Source organism: Rhodanobacter sp. BL-MT-08, assembly GCF_054161255.1.
The window spans coordinates 271216-284148 of sequence record NZ_CP167872.1 but is presented as its reverse complement, the minus strand read 5'-3'; the positions used below and the strand labels follow the sequence as shown (position 1 = coordinate 284148).

Annotated in this window: 8 protein-coding genes; 3 read left to right on the top strand and 5 right to left on the bottom strand. The window is 63.0% G+C overall.

The window, feature by feature from the left end; genetic code table 11:
- Positions 1 to 25: 25 nt before the first annotated feature.
- The 4 genes from ACDK93_RS01180 to ACDK93_RS01165 form a co-directional block, all read right to left on the bottom strand.
- The gene (locus tag ACDK93_RS01180) at positions 26 to 1087 is read right to left on the bottom strand and encodes an acyltransferase family protein (protein ID WP_458070761.1); all 1062 of its coding nucleotides are present in this window, start codon (positions 1085 to 1087) and stop codon (positions 26 to 28) included.
- An 11-nt stretch (positions 1088 to 1098) separates the two neighbouring features.
- Complete coding sequence (locus ACDK93_RS01175; RefSeq protein WP_458070760.1) at positions 1099 to 3420, bottom strand: beta-N-acetylhexosaminidase; 2322 nt, start codon at positions 3418 to 3420, stop codon at positions 1099 to 1101.
- A gap of 182 nt (positions 3421 to 3602) precedes the next feature.
- Positions 3603 to 6422: a TonB-dependent receptor gene (locus ACDK93_RS01170; protein WP_458070759.1), complete on the bottom strand. Its 2820-nt coding sequence runs from the start codon at positions 6420 to 6422 to the stop codon at positions 3603 to 3605.
- Between the two features lie 145 nt (positions 6423 to 6567).
- On the bottom strand, positions 6568 to 7677 hold the full coding sequence (locus ACDK93_RS01165) for a glucokinase (RefSeq protein ID WP_458070758.1): 1110 nt from the start codon (positions 7675 to 7677) through the stop codon (positions 6568 to 6570).
- A 448-nt stretch (positions 7678 to 8125) separates the two neighbouring features.
- Here ACDK93_RS01165 and ACDK93_RS01160 point away from each other — a divergent pair, with 448 nt between their 5' ends.
- The gene (locus ACDK93_RS01160; RefSeq protein WP_458070757.1) at positions 8126 to 9412 is read left to right on the top strand and encodes a sugar MFS transporter; all 1287 of its coding nucleotides are present in this window, start codon (positions 8126 to 8128) and stop codon (positions 9410 to 9412) included.
- 128 nt (positions 9413 to 9540) lie between these two features.
- On the top strand, positions 9541 to 10590 hold the full coding sequence (locus ACDK93_RS01155) for a LacI family DNA-binding transcriptional regulator (protein WP_458070756.1): 1050 nt from the start codon (positions 9541 to 9543) through the stop codon (positions 10588 to 10590).
- Positions 10591 to 10608: 18 nt separating this feature from the next.
- Here the strand turns inward: ACDK93_RS01155 and ACDK93_RS01150 are convergent, their stop codons facing one another.
- On the bottom strand, positions 10609 to 12210 hold the full coding sequence (locus ACDK93_RS01150; protein ID WP_458070755.1) for a S10 family peptidase: 1602 nt from the start codon (positions 12208 to 12210) through the stop codon (positions 10609 to 10611).
- Between the two features lie 235 nt (positions 12211 to 12445).
- On the opposite strand from ACDK93_RS01150, the gene ACDK93_RS01145 reads away from it, so the two are divergent.
- A complete protein-coding gene (locus ACDK93_RS01145; RefSeq protein WP_458070754.1) occupies positions 12446 to 12922 on the top strand; it encodes a MarR family winged helix-turn-helix transcriptional regulator in 477 nt (158 codons plus the stop codon).
- Positions 12923 to 12933 lie beyond the last annotated feature (11 nt).

Sequence of the window (12933 nt, the reverse complement as noted above, 5' to 3'; positions counted from 1 at the left end):
ACGCCCTGCCCAGCCACCGCGCGACTCAAAGCTTGAGATAACAGCGCCGTCGATCCATCGCGTAAACGATTAGCCACCACAACCCCACGAACGCGAGCGCCCAGGCCAGCGACGCCACATAGGCGCCGACCAGCGGCGTCAGTGGATCGGCAAACAGATGGCGATACAGCGGCTCCTGCCAGCCCAGCGCCGGCAGCACGATCTGCATCACCTCGGAGCCGGCGTAGGCGGCGATCGCGTTGATGCCGAAACGCCGACCCAGCGGCGGCCAGCCGTAGCGATCGATCAGCACGTGGAAAAGCACAAGCGCCAGCGTCGACCAGCCCGCGCACCACAGCACGAACGACGGCGTCCACAGGTTCTTGTTGAGCGGCTGCCACAGCGCCCACAGCGCCCCGAGCATCAGTGCGCCGACGCCGGCGATCAGCAGTGTTTTGGTTTGGCCCTGCCGCAGACAGCAGCCCGCGCGCAGGCCGAGCAGCGCAGTGGCCAACGACGGCAGCGTGCCCAGCAACCCCTCGGGGTCATGGCCGCGGCCGCTCGTCGGGTCGATCAGATAGACGAAACGGCCAAACACCGCGCTGTCCACGCGGCTGGTGATGTTCACCCACGGCGCAAGCGAGCCGCCCCACCACAGCAATGTGGCGTAACTGACCAGAAGCAGCGCAATCGCCAGCCACTGCGTGCGCGGCCTGGCATAGATTGCAAACAGCGCCACGCCGGCGAAGCACACGCCGATCCGTTGCAACACGCCGGGGAAGCGCAGGTGCGCGCCGGGCATCAGCAGCCACGCCAGCCCGTTGATCGCCACGCCCAGCGCCACGATGCGCAGTGCGCGCCACAGCGCCGCGCGCATCAGCGGGGCCGGCCGGGCGCCCTGCTCCAGCCGCGGCAGCAGACTCAGCGCCACCGAAACACCGACGACGAACAGGAACGTCGGAAAGATCAGGTCGGTGGGCGTGCAGCCGTTCCATGCAGCGTGATCCAGCGGCGCGTAAACGTGACTCCAGTCACCGGGATCGTTGACCAGAAGCATCGCTGCCACGGTGCAGCCGCGCAGCGCGTCGAGCGATGCCAGTCGCTTCATCACCACGCTCATCAATGCACCGGCGGCGTTTTTTCGTCGCCGAGCAGACTTACGCGGTCGAGCGCATACAGGTCACCGTCGATCGGTGCCGTGTAGATCAGGCACAGCGCGTGCGAGCCGCGCGCCGCCTGCAGCGCGCCGTCGAGTGCAAAGCGTCGCGCGCTGTGGGCCGGATCAGGCAGAGGTAGCGTGGTCAGCACCGCGCCGTCGCAGCGGTCCTGATGCACCACCAGTTCGCCAAAGGGCGTGCTGCGCGCACGCGAAACCACCAGCTTGGCATCGTGCGCCAGCTGATAGTTGCGCGGCAGCCGCACGCCATCGACATGGATACGCGCGACACCGTCCATCGGCGTGGCCGGATAGAGCTGGCAGCTGTCGAACACGTTGATGCTGTAGTTCGGCGTCAGCGACGTCGCGTCCGGCATCGGCTGCACGCGCAGGCGGAAATCGCTACCCGGGCAGTTGGGCATGTCATTGCCGCTCACGCTGAGCAGGCTGGCGCGATTGAGGACGCGCTGCCGCGACGACGCGAGCAGCAGGCCGGCCCGGCTGAAGGTGGCCACGCGCGCGGTCAGCGGCAAAGTCACGCTCAGCGGGGTGCGATAAAGCGGCGAGGCAATCGTGGGTTCGCTGCCGTCCAGCGTGTAGTGCAGGTCGCCGCTGCCGGCCTGATTGCTGAGCGTTAGCCACGACGCACCGCGGGTCAGCGCTGACGCGCGATCGACCGTGATGTTTGCGGCGAACGCGCTGTCGGCATAGCCGATATGCTGCTCGCGGTAGCGGGCTAACTGCAGCGGCAGGCGTGCCAGGAAACTGTTCCAGTCGCGCGCAGCGGCCGGCGACCAGTCGACCTCGCTCAGCGCGTCGAGGCGCGGAAATATCGCGTGTTCGACGTGCGCGATGCTCGGCATGTGCTCGGTCCACAGGTTGGCCTGCGCGCCGAGCACGTGCGCGGCCTGCGTCGCGTCGAGCACCTTGGGCACCGGCTCGAACGCGTAGACGCTGGCCAGGTCGCTGACCGGCATGCGCCCGGCGTTTTCGTCGGCGCGATCGCTCTGCAGCTGATCGAGGTAGAGGTCCGGCGACGGTGAAAGCACCACGTCGTGGCCCTGCTTCGCCGCGTCGATCGCACCCTGCACGCCGCGCCACGACATCACCGTGGCATTGGCCGGCACGGCACCTTCGAGAATCTCGTCCCAGCCGATCAGGCGGCGGCCGTGGGCTGACAAATAACGCCCCAGTCGGCTGATGAACCAGCCCTGCAGCGCGTCCTCGTCCTTCAGGCCCAGCGCGTGCATCTTGGCCTGCACGGCAGGCGAGGCCTTCCACTGGTCCTTGACCGCCTCGTCGCCGCCGACATGGATGTAACGCGAGGGGAACAGCGTCATTACTTCATCGAGCACGTGATCGATGAAGGTAAACGTGGCGTCGTCGACGTTGTAGAGATACGGATGCACGCCCCAGTCCTCGGACACCGGCGGCCGCTTGCCGGTCACGCCGAGAAACGGATACGAGGCCACCGCAGCCTGAGCGTGGCCGGGCATGTCGATTTCCGGCACTACGGTGATGTAGCGCGCCGCGGCATACGCCACGATCTGGCGAATCTGATCCTGCGTGTAGAAACCGCCATAGCGCAGCGGCTGGTCTTCGTGCCCGGCATCGATGGGCGTGCGCCATGCGCCGATGCGCATGAGTTCGGGGTAACGCTTGATCTCGATGCGCCAACCCTGATCGTCGGCCAGATGCCAGTGGAAGGTATTGAGCTTGTGCTGGGCCATCTGGTCGAGCACCGTTTCGATCTCGGCGACGCTCTGCATATGGCGCACCGAGTCGAGCATCAGCGCGCGCCAGACGAAGCGCGGCCGATCGACGATTTGCATGGCCGGCACGCTCACCGGACCGCGGCTTTCATCCGGCGTGAGCAGCTGCGTCAGCGTCATCGCGCCGTAGAACAGGCCTGCATCATCGCGCGCGCTGATGCGGATGCCCTGCGGCGTCACGTCGAGCGTATAGCCCTCGGGGTTTGCCACCGCCGCCTGCGCATCGCGCTGAAGCACGATGGCTTTCGGCGTCGCAGCGTGCTGTTCCACCTGCAGATCCAGGCCACGATCTTTCCCCATCAGCGCGACCAGATACTCCGCGCTCCGGCGCGTCGAGGCATTGCTATCGGCCACCACGACTGGCGTATGCGTATCGACACGGAATGCGCCGTCGGCATAGCTGATCTGCGCCGGCAGCGGAATCAGCGGAGGCGGCACGGTTGTGGCCATCGCAAGGGCCGGAGCAACCGCTGCGCAAAAACCGAGACGGGCAACAAGGCGTGCAAGATTCATGGCGTGTCTCGGCGGCAATAGAGGGTAACGGCCGCTCAGCTGAGCGGCCGGATGCATCATCCATACCCCAAAAAAAATGGACCTGGCAAGGGTGCCAGGTCCGTGGGGGAAGAAAACTTCAAAGAGAACCTGATGATGAAACGTTACAGATAAAACGGTAGTTGTCGATCAGAGCCGAGCGATCAGAACTTGAAGTGCGCGCTCAGCATGTACTGGCGACCGGTGACATATTCCTCGGACAGCTGGGTCTTGCTGCCGAGATAGGCGCGGTAGGTCGAGTTCAGCAGATTGAGCGCGTTGAGGTTGATCGAGAAGTTCTTGTTGAACTGATAACCCGCCGTCGCATCGAGCTCCTTGTAGCCGTCAACATAGGTCGCCGGAGCACCCGCCACATAACCGCCCGCCAGATAGCTCGAACGCCATCCGTAAGAAACGCTGGCGCTGTATGGCCCCTGCTCGAAATACGGGCTGAGGTTATAGGCGTTCTTGGAGTTGTACGGCAATGCGCCGCCGCTGTTGGTGGAAGCATCGGAGTACGTGTAGTTGGCGCGAATGCCGAAGCCGCTATCGCTGAAGGCCTGCTGGTAGCTGATGGTCGCACCCTTGACCTTGGCGCGACCGCCGTCGACCGGCGAGGTGACGTCGTAGTTACAGACGCCGGCGGCGGTGCACTGACCGGTGGCGATCAGCGCAGCCGCGCTGGTCTGATAACCGGGGATGGTCCACGAGCCGTTGATGCGCTCCTGCGTTGTCGCCGCATTGACGATGTAGTTGAGGATGCTCTTGTAGAAGCCCGACACCGCCAGCACCGAAGTATCGTTGAAGTACCACTCCGCTGAGAGGTCGGCATTGAGCGAGCGGTACGGCTTCAGGTTCGGATTGCCTGCAGCGGCCGTCAGCACCGTGTCGTTGGCCTGGAAATACGGCGCCATCTGGTTGTATGGCGCATAGGCCACGGTTTCCGACGCCGCACCACGCAGGATGAAGTCGGGCGCTACGTTCCATGCGATGTTGAAGGCCGGAAGCCAGTCGTTGCGCGTGCTGTTCTGGGTCACATAGCCATAGCCGGCCGGGAACGTACAGTCGTACGAATCGGCGGCCGCGCAGTTGCCAGGAATGTTGTAGCCGCTGTCGGTGAACTTGGTATGCACGAAGCGTACGCCGAGGTTGCCGTGCACGTCGTCGTTGCCGAAGTTCAGCTGGGCATAGGCCGAGCTGTTCTGCTGCTGCACGTTGAACGTATTATCCCAGTAGGAGTTGGCATCCGTCGCCGTGCCAAAGCCGGGCGAGCCGAGAATGGCATTGAAGATCGCGCCAGAGCCCAGCGTCTGCACATGATGGATCGAGCTGTTGGTCAGGCCCAGGCTGGACGAACCGTCCAAATTGCTGAGGCCGCCGTAGCCGATCTGGTCCAGGGTCAGCGTGGCGGCGCCGGTGTACACGTTCAGCACCTGGCTTTCCCAGTGCGAGGTGTAGCGCGCGCCCACCAGCAGCTCGTTGAAGAAGCCGTCGAAGTCCTTGCTGAAATCCAGCTGGCCGTAGGTATCCTTGGCCTTGTAGAGCTCCTTGCCCAGATTGCCGCCCCAGCCGTTGTCGGCCCAGTAGGCGGGGTTGTTGGCCGTTGTCGGATCGGTGTACTGCGGCCCCTTGGAAAGGCTCCAGTCGAAGCCGCCGCCGTAGAAAATTTCTTTGACCGCCTGCTCCATCGGGTTGCGCGAAGTGTTGACGCCGGCCTGGGCATTCAGGCGCCAGCCGTCGCCCTTGTACTCGCCCTGCCAGTCGATGCCCTTGGTGGTGATAGTCGAGATGCGCGCGTTGTTGTCGGTATAGGTATGGGCGGTGCTGACGCAGTTGAGATTGTTGAGGCAGGCGGTGCCCGCCTGGGTGCCGCTGGTGATGATCCCGTTGGGGCCTTCAGTGAGCGAGGTAATGCCGGCAGGCGCGTTGGTTGCCCACGGATACATCGACTGATTGAGATTGTTGAGGTTGTCGCGTACGTACATCAGACCGAGGGTCGACGAGAAATTATCCGTCGGCTTCCACTGCAGGTTCACGGTAACGCTGTCGAGCTTTTCGGTCTGCTGGAAGTTGGTGGCGCTGACCTGATTCGGGATCTGGTCGGTACCCTTGATAGCACCGGAGTTCAGTTCATTCTGGATGGCGGTATTGCCTGCTGCCAGGGCAGCAGTATTGACCGAGGCTACGCTGGAATAGCCGTAGTTCTCCAGACCCTGACGATTGCCGAACTGCTCATGGTGCTGCGCGGAGACGTCGACACCAAAGGTGTTGTCATCGGTTTTCCAGCTGTAGAACACCGACGCCGACGGACGACCATGGCCGACCATGTCGTTGTAGTTGTCACCGAACGAGCCGCTCAAGGTGTTGGACGGCACATCCAGTGGCTTGACGGTATGCATGATCACGGTGCCGCCAATCGAGCCTTCCGGCAAACGCGCCTCGGGGCTCTTGTAGACCTCGAGCTTGCCGATCACGTCGGGCGCCAGCAGCGAGTAGTTGAAGCCGCGGTTCGGGCTGTCGCCGTAGAGCCAGATCGCCTGCGCCACGGGATGACCGTCAAGCAGGGTGAGGTTGAGGCTGGGATCGATGCCGTCGATCGACACGCGCTGCGTACCGGGAATGCTGCGATCGAGCGTGACGCCTGGCATCTGCGCCAGCGCTTCGGCCACGTTGCTGGCCGGAAACTTGCCGATGTCTTCGGCGGTGATCGCATCGACGATCGCGTCGGCGTTGCGCTTGGTGTTGATCGATGCCTGCTGGCTGGCGCGGATGCCTGTAACGGTGACGCCGACCAGATTGGTGACCTTCTTGGAATTGGCGTCGCGCGCTTCCTGCGTGGTGGCCGGTGCGTTCGTGCCGGTTTGGCTGGACGTATCCTGCGCCGGCGCAACCGAAGCCGGCGTGCCATCCGCAGCAAATGCCGCGGCGGACATGCACAGGCTGGTGAAGATGCTGGCGGCTAGCAATGTCTTGCGATAATTCATGATGTCCTCCCCTCAGAGGTGATGCGAATCAAGACCGGCGTGGTGCGCGGCGTTGGGCTGGTTGGCGTAAGTCCCTGGTTTACGTAAATCCTGGTGTATGTGTCTGCGGCTTGGTGCCGTGTCACTGGATCAGTTGCATGTCACTTCATGTCGCCGGCTCTATGTGCCGCGTATCCATAAACCAGCCTGCGGCACCAATGACGCCAAGCTGGCCGTGCTCGATCAGTCGTACGGAAACCTGCTGCAGATAAGGGCGCATCACGCCCTTGTTGAAATAGCGTTCGGCGAATGTGCTGGTCTGCAGAAAAAGCTGGATCTGCGGCAGGATGCCGCCGGCCAGGTACACGGCGCTGGCGCGATACAGCAGCACCAGGTCGCCGACGAAGCTGCCGAGCAGAGCGCAGAAAACATGCAGCGATTCCAGCGCCGCCGCGTCGCTGCCCGCCTGCGCTGCGTCGGTGATCTGCGCCGGTGTCTGCAGATTCGGCGCACGGCCGCGCAATTCGCACAGCGCGCGATAAAGCCGAAGCAGACCAGGACCCGACAGCACGTCTTCGTAGGCTACGTACGGACGATCGCGCTGAAGCACGCGCAGAATCTCGATTTCGCGTTCGTTGCCCGGCGCCAAGGCAACGAGGCCTGCTTCGGTGGGCAGGACGTGCGCGCGTGGCTGGCCCGGCAGCAGCACCGCCGCGCCCAAACCCGTACCCGGGCCCATCACCAGCGTGGGACCCTCGACAGGCGGCTGCGCGGCATCGATGATCGATCGGCTTGCCGCGGCATCGATGAACTGCGCGGCATACGCCACCGCTTCGAAATCGTTGATGACAGCCAGCTGATCGATCCCAAGGCCCTGGCGAATGGGCGCGATCGGCACCGGCCACGGCAGGTTCTCGTTGATGATGGCGTCGTCCAGCACGTAGCCGGCGCAGGCCAGCGCACAGCGGTCGATGCGCTGCGCTGCTGCCGCATGTGGCGTCGTCGCCAGTTGTGCCACGAAGTCCTGCAGCATGACGACGAGATTCGGCCATTCGCCGCAGCTGTAGCGGTGGTAATGCAGTACCTCGACCGGCGTCTTGCCGATCGCTCCACCGATCACCAGACCGATGCGCGCATGCGTGCCCCCGACATCGGCAGCGATAAAGGGACGATGCGCCGCATCCGCGATCTGGCCCGCTGCGGCACTCACCGACGCGCCCGGCAGCGCGGCTGCCGACAGCTCCGATGTATGACGCTGATTAGCGACTTCCCCCACTCCGCTCTCCCGACGAGGTTTGGCTCCGACCGCGCCACGGTGGATCGCCGCGGCGCCTGGACGGCCTGATTGGCGGAGTCTGTGGTTAAAATGACAACGTTGTCAACAGGGCGTCAAAATTTATTTTTTTGGGTGGTACGGCGACGCAACATGGTGTCACCGGACATCTGCCAGAACACATCAACTGAGGATCCAAACGCCGCTATTTAAGGCCAAAGGCGGGTGACGGCTCGTTGAAAATAGCGCTGACGCACTGCCACACAGGCAACGGTCAGCGATTCAAGGCACTCCTGGTTTATGCCTCGATCCGTTGGCTTTGGTGCGACGCGAATTGACAACGATGCACTTTACGGCCAATAAAGAGACATTCGCGATGTCTCAGGCCTTGGGCCGACGACGCCGCGAAACACCAGATCATCCAGATCAAAGCACCCGGGGAGCATCATCCATGTCAGCGACACTCACGGCGGCGCCTGCCGCACGCTCGAATTTCGGACCGATGATGATCATCGGCATGCTGTTTTTCATTTTCGGCTTCGTGACCTGGCTCAACGGGCCGTTGATCACCTTCGTCAAGCTGGCGTTTCAGGTCGACGACTTTTACGCGTTTCTCGTGCCGTCCGCGTTTTACCTGTCGTACTTTTTTCTGTCGCTGCCGGCCTCGCTGGTGCTTCGCCGTACGGGCATGAAGAAAGGCATGGCGCTCGGCCTGTTCGTGATGGCCGTCGGCGCGCTGCTGTTCGGCCAGTTTGTCAGCATGCGCGTTTTTGCCGGCGCGCTCACCGGCCTGTTTGTGATCGGTGCCGGCCTGTCTCTTTTGCAGACCGCGTCGAATCCGTACATCAGCATTCTCGGGCCCATCGACAGCGCGGCGCAGCGCATCGCCTTTATGGGCATTTGCAACAAGGTCGCCGGCATTCTCGCGCCGGTGCTGATCGGCACGCTGGTGCTGCACGGCATCGGCGATCTCGATCAGAAGGTCAAGGCCGCCGATCCGGTCACACGTGAAGCGCTCCTCAACGAATTCGCCTCGCGAATCCACGCGCCGTATATGGTCATGGCAGGCGTTCTGGTCCTGCTGGCGATCTGGATTGCGCGTTCCTCGCTGCCCGATATCGAGGCGTCTTCGGCCAACAGCACGCCGGCCCGCGCCGGGGACGCAGCGGCCTCAAGCAGCATCATGAGCTTTCCGCATCTGTGGCTGGGCGTGCTTTGCCTGTTTGTCTACGTCGGCGTCGAAGTGATGGCGGGCGATGCCATCGGCACCTACGGCGCCGGCTTCCATTTGCCGCTCGATCAGACCAAGTTCTTCACCGCTTTCACCCTCGGCGCCATGCTGCTGGGCTACGTCGCCGGCCTGCTGCTGATTCCGAAAATCGTGTCGCAGCAGCGTTACCTGGCGATTTCGGCGGTGCTCGGCGTGCTGTTTTCGATCGGCGCGTTTCTGACCCAGGGTTACGTCTCGGTCGGCTTTGTCGCCTCGCTGGGCTTTGCCAACGCGATGATGTGGCCGGCAATCTTTCCGCTGGCGATCAAAGGGCTGGGCGCACTGACCGAACGTGGTTCGGCGCTGCTGATCATGGCGATTGCGGGCGGGGCGGTGATTCCGCAGCTGTTCGTGCACCTGAAAGAACACGTCGATTTCCAGCTCGCCTTCATGCTGCTGATGGTGCCGTGCTACCTGTACATCCTGTTTTACGGGCTGGCCGGTCATCGCGTGGGCCAGCGCCGCTGAGCCGTTCACGCTCGGCGCAGTCGCCCCTGTCATAGCCATAGGCTAGGATGCACGCGACGTCGCACACTTTGTGCGGCGTCGTCGGCGCGATGGCGCTGCCTCCATAGTTGGCGAAAGAGGTTTTACGGTTGCGCAGTTCCACTATCAAGGATGTCGCAGAGAAGGCAGGCGTCTCGCTGAAGACGGTGTCGCGTGTGATCAACAACGAGCCGTCGGTGCATGCTCGTACGCGCGCCAAGGTTCTTCGCGAAATCGAGGCGCTGGGCTATCAGCCCGATCCGTCGGCGCGCAGTTTGCGCAGCACGCGGGCGTATGCCGTCGGCCTGGTGTACGACAACCCGAACGCGCACTACATCATCAACATGCAGCGCGGCGTGCTGTCGGTCTGCCGCAGCAGCGGCTTCGGCCTGCAGATCCATCCCTGCGATTCGTCGTCGCCGACGCTGGCCGATGAACTGTGCGAGCTGGTGCGCCGTTCGCGCCTGGCCGGTCTGGTGCTCGCGCCGCCGATGTCCGAGCAGCCGGAGCTGATCCGCACCCTGACCGCGGCAAAGATTCCCTTCATGCGGATCATCTCGGCGCGGCAGGATCCGAAGGACGGCTATCCGTGCGTTTACGTCGACGATCGCGACGCGGCGTATGCGATCACCGAGCACCTGATCCAGCTCGGCCATCAGCGCATCGGCTTTTTGTGGGGCGGACGCGAGCATCGATCCAGCCCCGAGCGTTACCAGGGTTACGAAGATGCGCTGAAGGATTACGGCATCGCCCTGGATCGCAAGCTGATACTGCCCGGGGACTTCACCTTTGACGACGGCTTTCGCGGTGCACGCAAGCTGCTGGCGTTGAAGGATCGCCCCACCGCGATCTTCGGATCCAACGATGAAATTGCCGCCGGCGTGCTGGCCGCAGCGCATTCGGACGGCATCAACGTGCCGTTCGAGCTGTCGATCGCGGGCTTCGAGGACAGCCCGTTTTCGAAGCAGTCGTGGCCCGCGCTGACGACCGCGCGTCAAGCCACCGAAGAAATTGCCCGCCACGCGGCAAAACGGCTCATCGAGGACCTGCAGCGCGAGGCCAACGGCGAAGCGCTGAGCACGGTCAACGAAGGCTTTCGTCCGGAGCTGGTGGTGCGCGGCTCCACCGCACCGCGGCAAAGCACGCCGCCGAAACGCTGAGCGTTCGCGGCGACACGCTCAGTGCTTGATGTTGTCGGTCTGTTCGATGAAGCGGGCGACGTTGTCGTGCAGCTGCTTCAATGACGCCTCGTGCGCGTAGACCATGTGGCCGGACGGGTACCACGAGTAGCTGATGTTGGCGTCGAGGCTGGCCGGGATCGGCATGTGGTGCATCTCGTAATCCGCGGCGAAGAACGGTGTGGCCAGGTCGTAATAGCCGCCGTTCAAATAGACCTTGAGATTCGGATTGGTCTTCATAGCCATCGCCAGGTCCGGCATCACATTGGTCGACGACTGCAGCGCCTCGCCGTTGACGCCGGGCGCCTTGTGCGACATGTCCCAATGATCGATATCGGCGTACTCGCGGTACTGCAGGCCGTCACCGAACTTCAGCTTGGTGCGCACGTAGTCGTTGAAGGCGCCGATATACGCCGAGCTGATCGCCGAGGACTGCGGATCGTATTCGGAATCCTTCGCCATCGGATCGAGTGCGGGGCCGGAGAAGCGGCTGTCCAGTCGGCCCGTGGTGATATCACTACCTGCCTGGAGTTCGTGCTCGAACATGCCACCGGTGACGCGCAGATTGGCCTTGATCAGATAGTCGACCGGCAGACCGGTATACTGGTGCAGCCGCTGCGCCACCGCCTGGGTTTGCGCCTCGCTCAGCCGCGAACCCGCCATCAGGGCCTGCGCATAATCGCCCAGCGCGTACTGTTTCACCTCCTCCAGAAAGGGCTCCAGCGCGACCGGTTGCTGCGGCAGCTTGTGGTGATAGAAGGCGGTCGCGGCGAAGGTCGGCAAGGCCAGCTCGTAGGGCAGGTCGACGCCAGGATTGAACTGTGGTCCGTCGATGCTGGTGTCGAAACTGAGGATCTGCGACAAAAGAATCACGCCGTTGAGATCGACGCTGTTCTCGTTCTCCAAGATATTGGCCAGCACGGCCGAGCGTGTCGTGCCATAGCTCTCGCCGAACAGATATTTGGGCGAATTCCAGCGGCCGTACTTCGACAGAAACTGGGTAATGAACTGTGCAAACGCGTGACCGTCGCCGTCGACGCTGTAGATCGCCTTCTTGCGATCCTTCATCTGCTCGTCGCGCTTGGACTTGTCCTCATCCGCCGCGATCAGACGGCTGAAGCCTGCGCCCGGCGCATCGATGAAGACGACATCGGTGGCATCGAGCAGGCTGTAATCGTTGTTGACCAAACCATACGGCGCGGCCGGCGTGTGACTATCGTCGGCGGTGACCACGCGCTTGGGCCCGAATGCGCCCATGTGCAGCCACACCGTGGCCGAACCCGGGCCGCCGTTGTAGATGAAGGTGATCGGCCGCTTGCCCGGCTCGGCGCCTTTTTTCGTATAAGCGACGTAGAACATGCTGACCTGCGGCTCGTCTTCCTTGTCGCCGCTGCCGTGCAGCACCAGCGTGCCGGCCACCGCCTTGTAGCTGATGCTGTGGCCTTCGACCGATACCGAGCCGTCGGTGATCGAGGTCTGCGGGTTGACCAGCGCGGACGCGGGCTTGTCGTCCTTTTTCTCGTCCTTCTTGTCCGCACCGGCGAAGGTCGCTGAGCTGAGCAGGAGCGCAGCGAGGGCTGCAGCGAGGGGAAGTTTGCGCATGAGTGGCCGGTTCCTGGAATCCCGCCGCACAGGCGCGGCGGGTCAAGCGGTCAGCATAAGCATCGACGCCGCCGGCTTTCATCGCCCAGAAGTCATTCCGGACAGAGAGTTTGATCGCTGGACGGACCAATCGAGGCTGGATAGTCGGCGGAGCGCCATCACTTTGTCTTGACAAATATAATTAAACATATATTTGCCTTGACAAATATATTAGCGGCAATAGAATACGCGGCTTATGAAACCCAATCTCTCCGCCGAAGCGATGTCCAACGAGCAGCCACCCAAGCCCACGCTCGGCTGGCTGCTGGCGACTGTGCGTGCCGAGCTGGTCCGGGCAATCGAAGCAGAGTTCGCTCATCAGAGCGTGGATTTGAGCTTTACCCAGTACCTGATTCTGAAGAAGTCACAGGAGCTCGGGGCGGTTTCCGCGACGGAGCTGGCACGTGCGGTCGAGCTCGATGGCGGCGCGATGACGCGCCAGCTCGATCATCTGGAGCGCAAGGGTTATCTGCGCCGCACGCCGCACGCGCAGGACCGCCGAGCGCTTCGCATCGAACTGACGGATGCAGGCCACACGATGTGGCGCGATACCGCCCACGTTTGCAGCGATCGCGTCATGACCGCGGCGCAGCGCAGCTTGAACGTCACCGAGCGCGCGCAGCTGCACGATTACCTGGAGCGCGTGCTGAACACGCTCCGCGACAAGCATTGATCTCACTTTCC